Origin of the sequence: Corynebacterium sp. HMSC065H09 (assembly GCF_001812845.1) — a bacterium.
GTDB lineage: Bacteria > Actinomycetota > Actinomycetes > Mycobacteriales > Mycobacteriaceae > Corynebacterium > Corynebacterium jeikeium_D.
In genome coordinates this window covers 1-18,250 of sequence record NZ_KV810580.1, presented here as the reverse complement: position 1 = coordinate 18,250, position 18,250 = coordinate 1, and the positions used below count along the sequence as shown (strand labels likewise).

The 18,250-nt window shown below is 60.6% G+C and carries 15 protein-coding genes and 1 other RNA gene; 4 read left to right on the top strand and 12 right to left on the bottom strand.

Going from position 1 to position 18,250, the window contains the following annotated elements; translation table 11 throughout:
* The first annotated feature begins 165 nt into the window (after positions 1 to 165).
* Positions 166 to 1,983 carry a 2-isopropylmalate synthase gene (gene leuA, locus HMPREF2878_RS02800; RefSeq protein WP_070559704.1) on the top strand — a complete coding sequence of 606 codons (1,818 nt, stop codon included), beginning with the start codon at positions 166 to 168 and terminating at the stop codon, positions 1,981 to 1,983.
* A gap of 134 nt (positions 1,984 to 2,117) precedes the next feature.
* Here leuA and HMPREF2878_RS02795 read toward each other — a convergent pair whose 3' ends face one another.
* Positions 2,118 to 3,158, bottom strand: a complete 1,041-nt coding sequence (locus tag HMPREF2878_RS02795; RefSeq protein WP_070652801.1) for a hypothetical protein — start codon at positions 3,156 to 3,158, stop codon at positions 2,118 to 2,120.
* A 415-nt stretch (positions 3,159 to 3,573) separates the two neighbouring features.
* Between HMPREF2878_RS02795 and HMPREF2878_RS02790 the strand changes: the two genes are divergently transcribed.
* Positions 3,574 to 4,941, top strand: a complete 1,368-nt coding sequence (locus tag HMPREF2878_RS02790; protein WP_083310807.1) for an exonuclease domain-containing protein — start codon at positions 3,574 to 3,576, stop codon at positions 4,939 to 4,941.
* A 59-nt stretch (positions 4,942 to 5,000) separates the two neighbouring features.
* Here the strand turns inward: HMPREF2878_RS02790 and HMPREF2878_RS02785 are convergent, their stop codons facing one another.
* From HMPREF2878_RS02785 to HMPREF2878_RS02770, 4 genes are all read right to left on the bottom strand, one after another.
* On the bottom strand, positions 5,001 to 5,447 hold the full coding sequence (locus tag HMPREF2878_RS02785) for a thiol-disulfide oxidoreductase DCC family protein (RefSeq protein ID WP_049190150.1): 447 nt from the start codon (positions 5,445 to 5,447) through the stop codon (positions 5,001 to 5,003).
* Positions 5,444 to 5,947, bottom strand: coding sequence for a PIN domain-containing protein (locus tag HMPREF2878_RS02780; RefSeq protein ID WP_141746274.1), 504 nt, complete (start codon positions 5,945 to 5,947; stop codon positions 5,444 to 5,446). The genes HMPREF2878_RS02785 and HMPREF2878_RS02780 overlap by 4 nt, the downstream gene beginning before the upstream one ends.
* A 96-nt stretch (positions 5,948 to 6,043) precedes the next feature.
* The gene (locus HMPREF2878_RS02775; protein ID WP_070652800.1) at positions 6,044 to 6,943 is read right to left on the bottom strand and encodes an ImmA/IrrE family metallo-endopeptidase; all 900 of its coding nucleotides are present in this window, start codon (positions 6,941 to 6,943) and stop codon (positions 6,044 to 6,046) included.
* A 12-nt stretch (positions 6,944 to 6,955) separates the two neighbouring features.
* Positions 6,956 to 7,294 (bottom strand): helix-turn-helix domain-containing protein, encoded by a 339-nt coding sequence (locus tag HMPREF2878_RS02770; RefSeq protein ID WP_049190157.1) that lies wholly within the window; start codon positions 7,292 to 7,294, stop codon positions 6,956 to 6,958.
* Positions 7,295 to 7,583: 289 nt separating this feature from the next.
* On the opposite strand from HMPREF2878_RS02770, the gene HMPREF2878_RS02765 reads away from it, so the two are divergent.
* Both HMPREF2878_RS02765 and HMPREF2878_RS02760 read left to right on the top strand, forming a co-directional pair.
* Positions 7,584 to 8,993 (top strand): MurT ligase domain-containing protein, encoded by a 1,410-nt coding sequence (locus HMPREF2878_RS02765; protein WP_242458695.1) that lies wholly within the window; start codon positions 7,584 to 7,586, stop codon positions 8,991 to 8,993.
* Positions 8,994 to 9,806 (top strand): type 1 glutamine amidotransferase, encoded by an 813-nt coding sequence (locus HMPREF2878_RS02760; RefSeq protein WP_070652799.1) that lies wholly within the window; start codon positions 8,994 to 8,996, stop codon positions 9,804 to 9,806.
* Positions 9,807 to 9,862: 56 nt separating this feature from the next.
* Here HMPREF2878_RS02760 and recR read toward each other — a convergent pair whose 3' ends face one another.
* The 7 genes from recR to ffs form a co-directional block, all read right to left on the bottom strand.
* Complete coding sequence (gene recR / locus HMPREF2878_RS02755; RefSeq protein ID WP_038627355.1) at positions 9,863 to 10,489, bottom strand: recombination mediator RecR; 627 nt, start codon at positions 10,487 to 10,489, stop codon at positions 9,863 to 9,865.
* Positions 10,490 to 10,526: 37 nt separating this feature from the next.
* A complete protein-coding gene (locus HMPREF2878_RS02750; protein WP_005511884.1) occupies positions 10,527 to 10,850 on the bottom strand; it encodes a YbaB/EbfC family nucleoid-associated protein in 324 nt (107 codons plus the stop codon).
* A 113-nt stretch (positions 10,851 to 10,963) separates the two neighbouring features.
* Entirely contained in the window at positions 10,964 to 14,008 is a 3,045-nt protein-coding gene (locus HMPREF2878_RS02745) for a DNA polymerase III subunit gamma and tau (RefSeq protein WP_049171191.1), read from the bottom strand.
* 30 nt (positions 14,009 to 14,038) lie between these two features.
* Positions 14,039 to 14,764, bottom strand: coding sequence for a suppressor of fused domain protein (locus tag HMPREF2878_RS02740; protein ID WP_016421871.1), 726 nt, complete (start codon positions 14,762 to 14,764; stop codon positions 14,039 to 14,041).
* A gap of 34 nt (positions 14,765 to 14,798) precedes the next feature.
* Positions 14,799 to 16,070 (bottom strand): aspartate aminotransferase type Ic, encoded by a 1,272-nt coding sequence (locus HMPREF2878_RS02735; RefSeq protein ID WP_180950677.1) that lies wholly within the window; start codon positions 16,068 to 16,070, stop codon positions 14,799 to 14,801.
* A gap of 125 nt (positions 16,071 to 16,195) precedes the next feature.
* The gene (locus HMPREF2878_RS02730) at positions 16,196 to 17,665 is read right to left on the bottom strand and encodes a SulP family inorganic anion transporter (protein ID WP_070652798.1); all 1,470 of its coding nucleotides are present in this window, start codon (positions 17,663 to 17,665) and stop codon (positions 16,196 to 16,198) included.
* A 317-nt stretch (positions 17,666 to 17,982) separates the two neighbouring features.
* Positions 17,983 to 18,077: signal recognition particle sRNA small type (ffs, locus tag HMPREF2878_RS02725), an RNA gene on the bottom strand.
* Positions 18,078 to 18,250 lie beyond the last annotated feature (173 nt).

The window sequence follows — 18,250 nt, the reverse complement described above, 5'->3', positions numbered from 1 at the left end:
CCCCCGAATGATGAAATTCATATAACCATCGGGGTAAGGTACATCACATGCAACGCGGACTACTGCTTCTATGCCGCGGCGGGGCTTGGGTTTAAGGCCGGCTCCCCGTCGCGGGGTAAGTTGTGCCGGCCTACAAGAAAAGTCCGAATTAGAAAGGCCCACAACATGTCTCCTTCCGACGCTTTTATTTCCGCTCCTTCTGTAATCTCCACTCCTGCTGGCGAGATTCCGGAAGGACAGCCTGCTTGGAATAAGCAGCGCAACTCACAGATGGCAACCAACCGCTACCTGCCTTACGACCAGGAAGTTCAGGACTTCCAGCTGAAGGACCGCACCTGGCCGGACAAGCGCATTACTAAGGCACCGGTTTGGTGTGCCGTCGACCTGCGCGATGGCAACCAGGCGCTGATTGATCCGATGAGCCCGGAGCGCAAGCGCCGCATGTTCGAGCTGCTGGTCCAGATGGGATACAAGGAAATTGAGGTCGGATTCCCGTCCGCTTCCCAAACCGATTACAACTTCGTGCGCGAGATCATTGAGAAGAACATGATCCCGGACGATGTCACCATCCAGGTTCTGGTTCAGGCTCGCGAGCACCTGATTCGCCGCACCTTCGAGGCATGTGCCGGCGCAAAGAACGTCATCGTTCACTTCTACAACTCCACCTCGATCCTGCAGCGCGATGTTGTGTTCCGTAAGGACAAGGACGCAATCAAGAAGATTGCCACCGACGCCGCAGAGCTGATTAAGACCATCGCGAAGGACTACCCGGACACCAACTGGCGTTGGGAGTACTCGCCGGAGTCCTACACCGGCACCGAGGTTGAGTACGCCAAGGAAGTTGTCGACGCCGTGGTTGATGTCATCGACCCGACGCCGGAGAACCCAATCATCATCAACCTGCCGTCGACCGTGGAGATGATCACTCCGAACGTCTACGCAGACTCCATCGAGTGGATGCACCGCAACCTCAACCGCCGCGACTCCATCATCCTGTCGCTGCACCCGCACAACGACCGCGGTACCGGCATCGCCACCGCCGAGCTGGGCTACATGGCCGGCGCCGACCGCATCGAGGGCTGCCTCTTCGGCAACGGCGAGCGCACCGGTAACGTCTGCCTGGTCACCCTGGGCCTGAACATGCTGACCCAGGGAGTCGACCCGCAAATCGACTTTTCCGACATCGATATGATCCGCCGCACCGTCGAGTACTGCAACCAGCTGCGCGTTCCGGAGCGCCACCCGTACGGCGGCGACCTGGTCTTCACCGCTTTCTCCGGTTCCCACCAGGACGCCGTGAACAAGGGCCTCGACGCAATGGCAGACAAGGTCCGCCCGGGCGCTGCCGTCAAGGAGCTTTCCGACGAGGACCTGCGCGCGGTGACCTGGGAAGTTCCTTACCTGCCTATCGACCCGAAGGACGTCGGTCGTTCTTACGAGGCCGTTATTCGCGTGAACTCCCAGTCCGGCAAGGGCGGCGTGGCCTACATCATGAAGACGGACCACGGCATGAACCTGCCGCGCTCCATGCAGGTCGAGTTCTCGTCCGTTGTGCAGGCAGTCACCGATGCCGAGGGCGGCGAGGTCAACTCCAAGGCGATTTGGGACATCTTCGCAGGTGAGTACCTGGACCGCGAGGTTCCGCTCGAGCAGATTGCCCTGACTGTCGATGCCCCTCAGAACGAGTCGGACGCCACCAAGATCAAGGCTCACATCGTCTACGAGGGCAAGGAGCAGACCGTCGAGGGTGTCGGCAACGGCCCGCTGGCCGCTTACGCCAACGCCCTGGAGAAGCTCGGCATCAACGTCGAGGTTCAGGAATACGTCCAGCACGCTCGCACCGCAGGTGACGACGCCGAGGCTGCGGCCTACGTCCTCGCAGATGTCAACGGCACCAAGGTCTGGGGCTCCGGCATCGCTGGTTCCATCACCTACGCATCGCTGAAGGCAGTCACCAGCGCGGTCAACCGCGCACTGGCTTAAATTCCACATAGTTACTGACTAGGTTTATGACACTTTCGTGGCAAAATTTGTGCTCAAAGTGTCATAAACCTAGTCAGTTTCTTTTTGGGGCAAACTATCCAGCGGTCCCTCGGCCCCGCTACCCAATTACCCAACTACCCAATCAACGGGCCGGCATTGCGCACATCCGCACGGAAAGTCACCCCACCTGCGGCTACCACGCGTTCGCGCTCGATGAGGATTGAACGGAGCGTCGATAAGCGAACTGCGTGCAATTCCACCTCTTTCCACACCACCCGCGCGACATCCAGCCCCGTTGCGCGCAGCGAACGCTCGCGGTAAGTCTCCCGCGTGAGGAGCTCGGACTGAGCCGCGGGCGTCGGCGCGACCTCGCTCGCCGAATACTTGATGTGGCCATCGAACTCCACGACAAGCAGCAGGTCAGGGATATAAAAATCCACGCGGGCGAGAAAGTGCGGCGGATCGTGGCTGGTGCCGCGCGACCAAATTTCGGCTTGCTCGTGGAATTTCAGGCCGAGTTCGAGAAGAGCGGCTTTAGTCAGCGCCTCACCGGGCGTTTCACAACGACCATGACAGACCGCGAGCGCACGGTGAAACAGCTCTTGGCCCCGCACGCTGGGATAATGCACCGGGAGCTCCTCAAGCTGATCGCGCGTGGCGCCATGCCGCAGCGCACCTTCGACAGCCAACACCGCCGCCCGCCACGACACGGACTCCGGCCCCTTCTGCCTGAACCGGACGCGACACTCATCAAAGGCCGCACGCGCGAGCACCGCGATCCGCCGGTCCGCGAGCCCCTGCGTGTGATCCAGATGGATCTCCGAGCGCAGGCGCATGCAATAGTCGATGCCGTGGAACTCCTGACTCCCGCCCACGACCACAATCTTCGCATCGCGCACCAGCACCCACGAACCGTGCAAGGCCAGCGCTGCAGCTCCCGAAATAACGCCTGACGACGTCTCGGAGACCACCGCCAAAGCAGTAATAGCCAGGCGTTTCTCGCGGTGGAGCCCCTCCCAGGCGTGCGCGACTACATAGTGACCTCGGCAAAGCCGCTCCAGATAACCGGCCCGCGCTTGCCTTGCGACCTCGCGGTATCCATTCCCCGGCTGGTCATCTGGCCTAATGATTCCAAACTGGTCCGCCACCAGTTGCTTGCGTTTCTTGTTGACCATTTCTCCCCCGCCCCGTGGTTGTTGTCCTGTGGCTGTTGCCCCGTGGTAGTTATTTCGTCCCTATTTTTGTGGCACTGTTTTGTGGCTCTATTTCGTGGCGCTATTTGTGGCCTTGGCTTGTGGCACTGTTTTGTGGCCCCTATTTAATAAGGCGCGGAAATTGCCCTCGCGGTTCCATTCCTTTTCGGCTGAGCACCCAGTCGGGGGAAAACTTTTGGGGCTTGCGTGGTTTTTGTAGTTTGCGTGGTTTACGGGACCCGTATGACCGTGCCCCACGGTCCTACTGAGCTTGAGGCCGAGCTAGTGCCCAAATTACTGACTAGGTTTATGACACTTTCGTGGCAAATTTTGTGCTCAAAGTGTCATAAACCTAGTCACTTTCTCCGCGGGTGAGCGCACCCGCTAGTCTTGAGGCATGACTGAATCGGCGCGCGAGGAGCGCAAAGCGACTGGGACCTCTTCTCAGACGAAGAGGCGGCGGCGGAATCGTCGCCGTTCTCAACGCGCGTCGGCAGCGGGCGCGAAAACACCACCAACTGCACCGGCTTCCACCACAACGGACGCAGCCACGACCAACGCAGCTACGCCGGCCTCAACCACCACCGACGCGGCCACGACCAGCGCGGCTATTACCGGCGCAATCGCAACCGGCGCGAGTACCGCTGGCACACCGGCCACAGCCACACCCACACCGGCCACAGCCGAGACCGCCGCAACAAAGGCCGCTGACGAGCACAAGCAGTTCTCGTCGGCGGAGGAAGCTCCTTACGCAATCGTGTCCATCCAGGCCACGGGCATCCACCCCAAGACGTCTCGGCTGGTCAGTCTGGGAGTATCCACCGCCGACAGCAGCGGCAACATCGTGGACACCTGGCATGTCGTCATCAATCCCACCGAAGATCCCGGCCCGACACACCTCCACGGCCTCGAGCCCGCGGACTTCGAGGGGGCTCCGAAATTCGGGGTGATCCAGGCCAAGCTCGCGCACGCGCTCGATGGACGCACGTTGGTTGCTCATAATGCGCCGCTGGTCTGGGGTTTTATAGTTGCCGAGGCCAAGAGGGCCCGTCGTCAAGCGAATCGTGAGCGGTCCGCGCGGAATAAGCGGGGGCGTCGTCGTACGCGCACTCGCGTCGCGCGGATTCCGGCGCCCGCACGGATTGCCGATACGTTGGAAACGGCGCGTCGCCAGGGCAAACGGCTTGACGACGCACGCCTGCGCGCCGTCGCGCGCGCCTATGGCCTCGATGTGCCTTCGCCCGAGGCATCGATTGCTGGCATCTCGGTGCCGGAGCGAGTGCGGACGTTGGATGACGTCACCACCACGCTTGCGCTGTTCCGCGCACAGGGCGGGCTCGATGCGGGCGCAACCCTGAACATGTACACGCCCGACCAGCTGCGCGAAGACATTGTGGGTCTGCAGCGCTCGGCAGTGCGTGTCGACGCGATGGAGGCACCGCGCCCCGTGGAGAACCCCGGCCGCTATACACCGGGGCGGAAGCTCGCGGAGGGCATGGAGTTCGTCGTGGCACCAGAGGTGTCGGTGGACCCAGATGAGCTGATTGCGGCGGGCGTGCGGGCTGGGCTGGCCTACTCGGAGAAGGTCACGCGAGAGTCATCGGTGCTGGTGTGTAACCGACCTGCGGATGTGACACCGGATCAACTGACGGGCAAGGCCATGCATGCCCACCGGAAGGACATTCCGATCGTTTCCGATGAGGCATTCTTGCGACTGGTCGGAGAGATGTCGCCGGCCGCTGTGAAGGACGAGGCTAACGGCTGACTCGGTGGCTGCTCATTGGGTAATTGCAGTGGCACTGGGGCAACGGGCCTGCCGGATAGTCATCTTGTGGAGTCTAGTTTGCAGGCGTTAAGCCCCAGGACCGCGCTGATTCTGTGACGGTTGGAAGCGACAACCTTATAGATAAAGCTCCACAGTTTTGTCAGTGGCGGGAAGAGCAGGAATGTGCCCGCACATCGGAATAGTGCCTTGGTGCCGCCCTCACGCAAGGCGATACCTATCGCCTCGTGGCCGTACCGAAATTCTCGGCCGCTCTTAGCACCAGGTTCACCGACTGCTGCTTCGGCTGGGATTGTGGCGACCGCCGGGGTTGGAAGCATGGCGACCGCCTCAGCTGAGATGTGTTGACGAACTTCCTCTGGCAAGGACTGGTCTTCGGGACTAGCACCAATCATGCGGACACCACTGAGTTTGGCCAGAAGGGTCACGCTTGCCTCGCAGAACCCACAATCGCGGTCGTAGTAGAAAGTGATGTCAGGGTTCATCATTTTTCGGCGGCCTTTTTATACAGACTCTTGCCATTAAGTTTGGTGTGCTCAAAATTGACTAGGACATCAAATTTCTGGAGGTCTTCCCAAATTTCCTTGGCTTGCCCGCGCGACCCAATAGAGCCCGACTTCACGCATTGCAGTAGCACGTGCTCGGTATTGAAAATGTATCCAGCTTCTTGCTTCCGCGCTAGCTCACAGGCATCACCATCATCCATGATGAGCGCAGTGGCTACGCCCTTACCCTGATCTTTCGCATAAAGACAATGGGCGATAGCGATGTACTCTCCCAGGTGTTTAGCTTTGCCCCCTTGAAAGGTATAGCCAGGACCAGAATAGAGGCGAACATAGGGATAAAGTTTTTTGTGGTCATCGTCGAGAACTTCGACATTCGGGTGCCCCAGAAACCAATCCCAGTGTCTCTTTCCGCAGTTGAAGCGCCGTTTATCCAATTTGCGTTCGACTTCATTTTTGACTGCTCCTGGAATGCTGATGGTCATCTTGCCTGCGAAGTCGAGCAAATACTGGTGATTCTTCGAACATACGAAATTAAGAAGTACGCTTGTATCAGCTATTAGGAGGTAACCAGCCATCGTTTATTGGGCGCTTTCTAAACTATCGGGACCATCGCCGAAGAAAGCGTCTAGTTCCGCGAAGGGATCTGCTTCCGTGTCAGCCGCATCCTGATTCTGCACATTCGCATCATGCCTCAATGGCGGTAACTGTGACTGCGATGCACTTATCAGCTCCTTCACCTCATCGACACTGCTCATTTCAGCAAAAGCAATGCTGGGAAGGTCGACTATCCCCTGTTCGTAAGCGCGATATACGTCTTTCACCAACCGCGCTGATGGTTGCACTAGTTCGGAGACCTTTACCGCGCGGTCATAGTCAGCTTTCCAGCCATACCGGGCAGCCAGCGTGGGAGCTGATACACCTTTCAGTTCTTCCGATTGCCCTTCGCTAATGAGGTCTGCGCGCCTCATCTGAATAAGTGCGACTCGCGGCGAAATTTGATACTTGCGAACGACATGGGACAACGCAGCAAGGACGTCACCTCCACCGATAAGCTCGCGGAGGTTCTGGTCTGTTTTCAACCCATCAGTTGGGCAGAGCACATTACGAGCGAAGGCATCAGCACGAACTTCCTGATAATCACGCTTGCCACAGGCGTATATTCCAGGCTCAGAGTGCTCATCATCTGCAACGATTTTCGAGGACTCGAAATCATTGGAAACAAAATGCCCAATTTCATGCGCAACGGTAAACCGCTGACGGTAAGGAACGGATGACTTCGCAATTCCAATGACTGTCGCTCCCGTCACGGGGTCACGCAAAGCAAGTGCATCAACATTGGCTGGTAAATCCAGAATCATAAAATCTGCATTAACCAACTGCATAAAGCCAGCGATGTCGGCGATTGGATCATTTCCTAGGGTGTGCTTCTTGCGGAACTCTATAGCAAGGTCGAGCCCCTCCTTGCTCGCACTGCACATGGGGAACCCTCCTTAATTTTGAGTTAGCAGCACTCGAAGCTGCAGGTAAGGCAAAAGCATCTCCCGCGCTCCCTTAACACTCGCGCCATCCTGTGAAGTGCGGGCCACGGCCTGCACACGCTGGCTGACCGGGTTTTCCTCCACAAGTTCATCCAACGGCACGCCAAGAGCCCACGCAAGCGCCATAACCTGCTCAAGTGAGTAAGTCGCCTTGCCATTTTCCAGGCGACTGACTGCAGATTGCGACACCACACCATCGGTGGCGTCAGCCAAATCACGTGTGGTCATGCCACGATTTGTGCGCAACTGATGCAAGCGCGCGCCGAAGAAGTTGCTTTCTGTATTAGCCATACCTCTTCCCCCTTATCTGCTAGTGGACAGTATAGGGCAACACATGAATCAAAACAATAATTCTTTGATTCAGTGCTTGAATTCGATTCCTCAAATACGCTTTCTCACCTCGGTAATCTCCTTCCTCTCTTCCGCCGCATGACCGCCTAATCCCCGAAGATCAACATGATCGCAATCACCTCAAAGTTCAGATTTCAAGGCTCCGCAGGGAGACCTCCCACAAATCCCATCAGGCCTCACAGGCCTGCTTCTTAGGCCTAGCCCTTTCGTGCGCGTAATATTTACACACATGACAAATGGCACCTCTCCGCAATCGCATTCCGCTGATAGCGCGGATGCCAGCCCGCACGGTACTGCTTCGAGTGGCTCCCGCGACTCGAATAGTTCTCGTGGCCTGCGCGACACCGGCGCCCGCCTGCGCGCCGGCCTCGCCACATCCGCCGCTCACGCCGCCACCTGGGCCTCCCGGAAGTCCGGTCGCGGCGCGGGTGGCATGATTGGTGGCCTGATTGCGCAGAAGATTGACCCGCGCATTCTGGCTTCCCTCGGCAAGGGACGCCCGGCCGCGATCATCACTGGCACCAACGGCAAGTCCACCACCACCCGTATGTTCGCGGCCGCCATGCGCGCCGCTGGCCACAACGTGGCCACCAACGAGGGCGGCGACAACATGGACGCGGGTATTATCTCCGCGCTGCTCGCCACTCCCGATGCGGACAGCCTGGTCCTGGAGGTCGATGAGCTGCACGTCCCGCACATCGCAGAGGACCTGAAACCGCAGGTCCTGGTGCTGCTGAACCTTTCCCGCGACCAGCTCGACCGCGTCGGCGAGATCAACAAGATTGAGGCCACACTCCGCGCTGCGGTGGACGCTAACCCGCAGGCGACGGTCATCGCCAACTGCGACGACCCACTCATCGCGTCGGCTGCGTGGGATGCCAAGAAGGTTATTTGGGTCTCCGCGGGCGGTGGCTGGACCAACGATGCCACCTCTTCCCCGCGCACCGGCGGCCCCATCATCCAGGACGGCCACAACTGGTACGCCGTGAAGCCACTCCCGGACGGCTCGGAGTTCAAGCGGCCAGAGCCGGACTACCGCATCACTGCGGAGGGAGTCATCACGCCTGCTGGCGACACCCTGCCAATGAACCTCACGCTGCCGGGCAACGCCAATCGCGGCAACGCCACCTTGGCGATTGCGGGCGCTGTCGATATGGGCGCGGACCTGGAGAAATCCCTCCGGGCCACCGAGACCGTCGACAACGTTGCGGGCCGCTACTCCACCATGGTTGTGAGAGATGACAAAGGCGCCGAGAAGCACGTGCGCATGCTGTTGGCCAAGAACCCGGCCGGCTGGCAGGAGGCGCTGTCCATGGTCGACCGCACCGCAGATGCAGTGGTCATCGCAGTCAACGGTCACGTCGCTGACGGCGAGGATCTGTCCTGGCTGTGGGATGTCCGCTTCGAGGACTTCGACGGCATGGATGTGCTGTCCGCGGGCGAACGCGGAACTGACCTCGCGGTGCGGTTGCTGTATGCGGGCATCGATGCGAGGTTGGTCGCAAATCCGCTGCAGGCGATCCGGTCGTGTGAGGCGCGGGGGTCGTCGTCAAGCGTCACCCGAGTTGAGGTGCTGGCGAACTACACCGCCTTCCGCGATTTGAAGCGCGACATCGAACGAGCACAGGAGGAAAAGTAAATGAGCGAGCTGTCTATCGGCCTGATCCTCCCGGACGTGCTGGGCACCTACGGCGATGACGGAAATGCGCTGGTGCTGCGGCAACGCGCGCGGATGCGTGGGATTGACGCCGAGATTGTCCCGATCAAGCTGGGCGATGCCGTCCCCACCGACCTGGATATCTACACCGTCGGCGGCGGCGAGGACGTCGCACAAACCATCGCGGTGGAGCATCTGATCAATGACGGCGGCATCAAAAAGGCAGCCGAGGCCGGGAAGCAGATCCTCGCGATTTGCGCGGGCTTCCAGATCTTCGGCAATTCCTTCCGCGCGGGCGGACGCGACGTCGCAGGTCTCGGCCTTGTCGACTGCACCACCGATTCGCTGCCCACGCGCGCAATCGGCGAAATCTGCACGCTCGTCGATCCCACGAACGGTTTGCTTGACGACGTCGACGCCAGCCCGCTGACTGGCTTCGAAAACCACATGGGTCGCACGACCCTGGGAGCCGATGCGAAGCCGCTTGGTCGGGTTGTCCGTGGCGTGGGCAACTCCGGCCCTGAGGTAGAGCAGGCGGACTCCGGGATTGCTCCGGGAGTAGACGTTGCTGCACTTAACCCCGCCGGTGGCGTCGAGGGCGCGGTGCAGGGCTCGATTATCTGTACCTACCTGCACGGACCTGTGTTGGCCCGCAATCCGCAGCTGGCCGACCTGATGCTGGCCCGCGCGACCGACCAGGACCTGTCGAGCCTGGCTCCTCTGGACCTTGAGGTCGTGGATAAGCTGCGCGAAGAGCGCATCCTGTCCAAGCCGCGTCCGAAGAGCGAGCGCTAGTTTTTGTGGTTTCGCGCGACCGGCCGAGCTGACTGGTCAGCGGCCGGTTGGCGGGCCTAGACCTTCAGCCGGCCCGTCAGCGCGCGGGACAAGGTGAGTTCATCGACGAACTCCAAGTCACCGCCGAGCGGCATGCCGGAGGCCAACCGAGTGACCTCGAGATCCGGGAAGTCCCGGAGCAGCCGGGCCAAATAGGTCGCGGTTGCTTCGCCCTCGGTGTTGGGGTCAGTCGCGATGATGACCTCGTGGATTTCGGGGGGCTCGGTCTCGTCGACGTCGTCAAGCACGCCGGCGATACGTTGCAGCAGCGTGCGGATATTGAGCTCGTTCGGACCGATGCCGCCGAGCGGATCGAGCGCCCCGCCGAGCACGTGGTAGCGACCGTTGTACTCCCCCGTGCGCTCGATGGCCTGGATATCGCGCGCCTCTTCAACGACGCACACCAGACCACGGTCGCGGCGTGTGTCCGAGCAGTACTGGCACACGTCGCTTTCCGAGATGTTGCCGCAGACCCGGCAGAATTGCACACCCTCGCGCACCCGCCCCAGCGCGGATTGGAGTCGCCCGATGTCCTCCGGCTCCGCCTTCATCAAGTAGAAAGCGATACGCTGAGCTGACTTCGGGCCGATGCCCGGCAGGCGCGAGAACTCATCAATGAGATCTTGGAGTGGTCCCTCGAACAATGATAATTACCTACAATTACTGGTCTGAAAAGCTAATTTAGAAACCGAGGCCACCGAGACCGTCGAAGCCCTGGGACAGCGGGCCCATCTTCTGCTCTGCCAGCGACTGCACCTTAGCGGTAGCGTCCTGGAAAGCTGCGAGGACCAGGTCCTGCAGCCCGTCGACATCCTCCGGGTCTACGACCTTCGGATCAATGGCGATGTCCGTGACCTCGCCCGAGCCCTGCATAGTCACCTTGACCAGACCGCCACCGGCCTCACCGACGATGGTGGAGGCGACGATCTCCTGCTGTGCTGCCTGCAGCTGCGCCTGCATCTGCTGTGCCTGCTGCAGAATTGCGTTCATATCTGGCTGAGTCATAACTAACTTTCCTAACTATTGTGCTTTTTACGTGCTGATTTATAGTTACGCGCACGCTTAAAGGCTCATCGCCCTTGCTTTACGACGCGCATCGCCGCCCCATTCTAACGGCTCTAGCGGTCTTCTAGCGGTTTGGCTCCCAGCTCCTTTTCCAGCATCTCCATGACCACGTCCTTTAGCGAACGGTGATCGAGCGACCCGACCTCGTTCGCGGCCTCGAAATACTCGGAGGTGTCCTCTTCGTAGTTGTTGTCCTGCAGGTTTTGGGAAACCGGGTTGTAGGTGGTGTTGGCGTTGGACGGGGTGCGCGAACCGTAGCCCCCTGCGCCCTCTGCGCCCTCTGGCGGAGCGAACTCCTCCATGGGCTCTGGTGGCAGCGGGACGCCGCCGAAGCCCGAATCCTGATTGGCCTGAGCTTGGGCATTTGCCTGGGCATTGACTTGCGCCGCGCGCAGGAACGACTGCGGCTGCGGCTGGTTTGGCTGCTGTTGCGGCTGTTGATGGACCGGGTTCGGGTTCGGCTGAGTCGGTTGGCTTGGCTGGCTTTGCTGATGTGGCTGCGCTGGCTGGTCGTGACCTGCCTGGTGACCCATCGCAGCACGCTTGGCAGCCTCGATTTTTGCGCGGCGTTCCGCAACAGATGCGTAGGCCGACGACCGCTGAGGGCGCGGTGCGGGCTCTGGCTGCGCCTGCGGTTCCGGTTGCGTCGGCTTCTCGGGCTCGGGTGCTTTCGGCTGTGCCGATGCTGCTGGTGTCGGTGCAGGGGCGGTGTCGTTCGGCGAGGACGAACCTCTTGACGACGAATCATCCTCCCCAGCAACGCCACCTGTAGCTGTTGAACGCGGTGCGCGCGGGCGCGTACCGACGACACAGTGCACCTGGCCGTTGAAACCCGTCACCTGCTTTACGGCAGCAGACAGTGCCTGTTCGTAATCAGGCGTATTGAGCCTGGTAGCGAGCGCTCCTGTGCTGTGGCCGATGATGAGCGTATCGTTTTCGACATCGAGTGGCACTGCCTGTTCAGCCAGCACGCGAATGGGGAACGCGTGCGGGCCGTCAACAGCTGCAAGGATGTCCTGCCAGCGCTCGCGGATTTGCTCGATACCGGCGGGTGCAGGTTCGGGCTCCGGCTGTGGTGTTGGTTCCGGTTGCGGTGCTGGCTCTGGTGCTGGCTGAACCTGCGGTTCCGGCTGCGATTCTGGCGACTGAGTAGTCTGCGTTGGCTGTTCAGGCTGCTCGGGCTGGGCGGCCTGAGTTGGCCGTGCCGACTCGGCTGATTGCTCGGGCTGGGCTGGTTGTTCAGACTGTGCGGCCTGAGTCGGCTGGGTTAGCTGTTCAGAGTGTGTTGGCGAGGAAGAGACAACTGGCTCCTCCTCGACAATCGACATGGAGCCGCCTTCCCCCTCACGCTCACGAGTCTGCTGCTCACGCTCCTGTGCAAGCTGCGCCCGAGTCTGCTGCTCGCTAATCCGGGCATGCTCCGCCATCTTCCGACGGAACTCACGAATCTTCTCTGCCTGAGCCTCTTCCTCGGACAGCGGCTGCTCAGCCGATTCAGGCTGCTGCGGTTGTTCAGCCTGCTGAGGCTGCTCAACTGATTCGGCCGGCGTAGCCTGCGTAGGCTGTTCAGGCTGCTCAGCGGGCGCAGTAGGTGCTTCTGGTGCAGGCTTCGGCTCAGTTACCGACTCCTGCGACACCGCTGCCGCTGGTGCCGATTGCTGCTCAACGGGTTCCGACTGAACCTTAGGCTGCGGTCCCGGCTGGGGCTGAGGTTGCGACGGTGCCTGCGCTGGCGCTGCCTGCTCAGTACGTCCGCGCTGAGTGACCGAAGCCGACTGCGCACCCTTCTTACGCTGGGCATTCCGCTGGCGCCACGCCTCCCGAGCCGACTGGCCAGACTGCATCGGCGACGCTTCAGCCGCACCCGCATCGGAAGACACCGGTGCCGCTGCGGGGGTTGCGGCCCCCGAGCCGTCGGCAAGCGCGGGCCTGCCGTGCTCCAACGCTTCTACGCGCTGCAGCAGCGACTCCACGGAGTCTTCGGTGGCGGGCAGGAGCATGCGCGCACAGAGGACTTCGAGCAGCAGGCGCGGCGACGTCACGCCGCGGAAGTGCCGCAGACCATCAGAGAGCACCTGCGTGAAGCGCGTCAGCGTCGCCGGGGGAATTGTCCCGGCCTGCTCCAGGACACCGTCGATTTGGCTCTCCGGGATCTCCACCAAGCCCTGCTCCAGCGCATTCGGCACTGCGGACAGCACCAGCAAATCACGCACCCGGCCAAGCAGATCCGAGGCAAACCGCGCCGGATCCTGACCCGACATAATCACACGCCCGACCACGCTAAACATGGCCGCACGATCGCCCGCTGCCAGCGCCTCAATCGCATCCGTGATGATCACGCTGTCAGTGACACCGAGAATGGCCGCAGACGTTTCATAATCCACGCCATTGGTGCCGGAACCGGCAATGAGCTGATCCATAACCGACAGCGAGTCACGCGGCGAACCACCACCGGCCTGGATGACCAGCGGATACACGTCCGGCTCTACCCGCACGCCCTCGGCCGTGACCACACGCTCAAGCAGCCCGCGCATATCCGGCGGAGTCAACAACCGGAACGGGTAGTGATGCGTACGCGAACGAATAGTCGGCAGCACACGCTCCGGCTCCGTGGTCGCAAAAATGAAGATGAGGTGCTCCGGCGGCTCCTCCACAATCTTCAAAAGCGCATTGAAACCCGAAGCGGTAATCATATGCGCCTCGTCAATAATGAAGATGCGATAGCGCGACTCCGCCGGCTGGAAGATAGCCTTTTCCCGCAGCTCACGCATATCTTCCACACCATTGTGGGAAGCCGCGTCCAGCTCAATAACGTCCAAATTGCCCGGACCGCCCGGCGCTAGCGCACGACACGACGCACACTGGCCACACGGTGTGGCCGTCGGCCCCTCCGCACAGTTCAAACTGCGCGCCATAATGCGCGCCGACGAGGTCTTGCCACAGCCACGCGGCCCGGAGAACAAATACGCATGGTTAATGCGGTTGGGACGCCCCTGCGCATCCCGAGATTCCAACGCCGCCGACAGCGGGTCAGTTACGTGCCGCTGCCCCACCACTTCGGCGAACGATGCCGGACGATACTTCCTATACAGAGCCACGTGCTCAGCCTACCTTCCACCCCGGATCGGCTAGTTCGAACCCTCCTGGGAAACAACCGACTCACGGCACCAATCCCGCAGGTCAGCATCTACTTCGGCCAACTTCTGCATCAGCGCCTGCGGCCCCTGCTGCTCATAAAACACCAGCTCCGCATCCGTAATTGGCACCAGTTGCGTCATCGTGGTCATGCGTCCCTGCGGGGACTCCACATCACCCTCATGCAGGCTGATCTTGCCCGGCATCTCGGACACATTCGGCACCCCGTCGCTCCACACGTACGGCACCGTGCACAGCACGTGCGCCACGGTAAAGGCAGTGCTTGACGACGACTCCCCTACCTCGGCCACCTGATCGGCCGCCAGCCGCACCGCATTCGGAATGACACGGCCCGGAATTGGCGACAGGAACTCCGGCTCTTCCTCCACCAGCGCTCCCGCGGCCGCGACCATGGTGGCCACGGGAAAATCAGCGTATGCGACGGAGAAGAGCTCCACGCGGATATCCGTCTTTGCTGCGCCGGTCAGACCACAGTAGTTGCGGCCCAACTCCACGGTGGCGGCTGCCGTTTCCGGACGACGCTCGTTCGCTTGGCCGTCCGGCCCGTCGTAAAGCGAGAACTCAGCGACCCGAAGCGGAGCCGAATCGTGTTCCTGCCCGTGCCGACCACTGGCCGGCAGCTCCGTCACATACTCGCCGACCTGGGGTTCTCCGGGGAAAAGCCCGGAGATCCAAAACTTCGTCTCTTCGAAGTTCATATAGTCCTATCCCGACCTAACCGGCCTACTTGGCCTACGCAGTCGCCTTCTCAGCGGCGGCGAGCAGCACACAGGTAGCGACGCCATCCATAGCAACCTCGAGCTCCTCCATCGGAGGCAGCGACGGTGCCAGGCGGATATTGCGATCATTCGGATCCTGCTTCAGCGGGAAGGAAGAACCAGAACCGGTCAGCGCAATGCCGGCCTCCTTAGCCAGCTCCACCACGCGACGAGCAGTGCCATCAACCACGTCGAGGTTGATGAAGTAACCGCCGGTCGGCTTCGACCACTCTGCCACGCCGTACTCCGTCAGGCGCTCATCCAGAATCTGCAGAACCTTCTCAAACTTCGGAGCCAGCGAACCTGCATGACGGCGCATCTGCTCGCGCACGCCCTCCGCGTCACCGAAGAACTTGGCGTGAGCCAGCTGGTTGACCTTGTTCGGGCCAATGCCGCGGATACCAGCGTGCTTGAGGTAATCCTCCAAGTTGGCGTCCGAGGAAGCGTAGAAAGCAATGCCAGCGCCTGCGAAGGTGATCTTCGAAGTCGAGCCGAAAGCCCACACGCGGTTCGGGTTACCGGCCTCTTCCGCCCACTTAATGACGTTGTGAACCTCCGGGAACTCATCCGTCAGCGTGTGAACCATGTAGGCGTTATCCCACATCAGACGGAAATCCGGAGCGGCAGTCTCCATTTCAACCAGACGGCGGCAGACCTCAGCGCTGTAGGTCACGCCCGTCGGGTTGGAGAACATCGGGACATTCCACATGCCCTTAATCTGCGGATCGGAGGCAACCAGCTTCTCCACGACATCCATATCCGGACCGTCTTCGTTCAGCGGCACCTGGATCATCTCAATACCAAAGTGCTGCGTAATGGAAAAGTGCCGGTCATACCCCGGAACCGGGCACAGCCACTTCAGCACCGGCTCCTCGTTCCACGGGCGCTCCGAGTCCACGTTGCCGAACTGCATAGCCCACGAAATCAGGTCAAACTGGATGTTCAGGCTGGAAGCATCCTGTGCCAGGACGTTTTCCACCGGCAGATCCAGCAGTTCCGCCCAGATAGCGCGGATATCAGTAATGCCCTTGGCGTTGCCGTAATTGCGGACGTCCTCCCCAGAAGCCGAAATGTAATCCGGCGCCGGGAGCCCCAGCAGGGCGTTTGCGAAATCAAGCTGCTCCGACGACGGCTTACCACGAGTCAAATTCAGTGCGAGGTTACGGGATTTCAGTTCCTCATATGCCTTCGCAAACTCATCCTTGTGTGCCGCCAACTGCTGAACATCGAAGGAATCCACGGCCATGGTGTACGCACCCTCCCAGGTATCGGACATAAGTTAAAACCTGACAAAACTGGCACGGAAAACTTTTTCCCCGCGCCGCATCCGGCTTTGCAACCAAGTGTAAGGCATACCCCGGATTGGGATTTCTACAACTTCCCCGACAGCGCATCCAGACGCTGCTTACTCGGCCCCTCCAAGCCGATAATCTCTACCTCTTTGCCCCGGTCAGCAAACTTGACCCGCACCGAATCCAATGCCGCCACTGTGGAGGCATCCCAAATCTCAGCCTCCGACATATCGATGACAATCCGCTGCGCAGGATCGGTGTAGTCGAATTGGTACACCAGGTCGTTACTGGAGGCGAAGAACAGCTGCCCCCGCACCTTGTACGTCCGGGAGTGGGCGCTGGGATCGTCGTCAAGCACGTCAATCCTGACCAGATGAGCGACACGGCGCGCGAACATCAGCGACGCCACGACCACGCCCGAAATCACGCCGATGGCGAGGTTATCCGTCGCCAGCGTGGCGATGACCGTCACCAGCATCACCGCCGTCTCCGAACGCGGCATCAGGCGCAACGTCCGCGGGGAAATCGAGCGCCAATCGACCGTGTCCACCGACACCACGACCATCACCGCAACCAGCGCCGCCATCGGAATCACTCCAACTGCAGAACTGAGCAGAAGGACCAGAATGAGCAGGAAGACACCGGAAAAGAGCGTCGTCAAGCGAGTGCGTCCCGACGATTCCTTCACACCCACCATCGTCTGACCAATCATCGCGCAGCCAGCGATACCGCCGAAGAAACCGCCCGCGATGTTCGCCACACCCAGCCCCCACGTCTCGCGGGTCTTGTCCGAATGCGTGTCGGTGATGTCGTCCACGAGCTTCGCCGTCATCAGCGATTCCATGATGCCGACAATCGCCACGCCCACCGAATACGGCGCAATCAGCTGCAGAGTCTCCCAGGTCAGGGGCACATTCGGGATCAGCAGCTGCGGGAGGGATTCCGGGAGCTCGCCCATATCGCTCACGTTCGGCACGCGCCAATCCGCCACCACCGCAACAAGCGTGACGACGAGCACAGTCACCAGCGGAGCCGGAATCGCGGTGAACACGCGGGGCAGGAACACCATAATCGCAATGCCCAGAGCGACCAGCGGATACACCAACCACGGCACATCGATGAGATGCTCCAGCTGTGCGGTGAAAATGAGGATACCCAGCGCGTTGACAAAGCCAATCATGACCGCGCGCGGAATGAAACGCTGCAGCTTAGCGATACCCAGCGCCGCAAAAGCAATCTGCAACACACCCGCGAGCAGCACCGTTGGAATGAGGTAATCCATCCCGTACGTCCGCGACAACGGCGCGACGACGAGCGCAACCGAACCAGCGGCAGCAGTAATCATGGCCGGGCGACCACCCGTAAAGGCAATCACGATGGCCATAATCACCGAGCTAAACAGCCCCACCGCCGGGTCCACGCCCGCCAGGATGGAAAACGAGATGACCTCGGGGATTAGCGCGAACGACACCGCAGCACCGGCCAGCAGCTCGGTGCGCAGGCGCTTCGGTGAAGAAACTGCGAACCGGAAGGAGTCCCACACGCCCATTGGCGCTGGGGTTTCTCGGGTTTCTGGTGGTCCTGGAGTTTCTAGCGGTTCTCGTGTTGTCTGTGGTGGCACTCGCGTGTCGTCTGCATCGCTCATGCACAGTATTCTTCCAGACCAGCGAACGCGACCACTTGTGGCCAAGGTATTCACCTATCGATGCGCTGCAGCGTGGCCATAAGTGAATAGCTCATCGATAGGTGAAATGGCCTGGCCAATTTCGCGGGGATAAGTGCCGAAAAAACATCGATAGGTCACAGGAAACCGCCGACAAGTGCCCGAAACCTAGCCATAAGTGCCAGAAGAACGCCGGGGATAAAAAAAGGGGACCCCACGCACCCGTCAGAGCTCGCTGACCCTTGCTGCATTCCTGCCCTGGGGGAGTTCACGAGATGGACGCCACATGGGATCCGTGAAGACAGCCTACTACAGGCCCACGCAAAAAGTCACACCACAAGCATTCACCGCGCGGCTTTATGCAGCGCCGCCACAAGATCCGTGACCAGTTTCGTGACAGCTTTCATGACAGTTCCCCGCCTCCCCGCAGCCCCGGCATAGGGTTAAGTAAAGAAAAGTGTGTCCGCATGC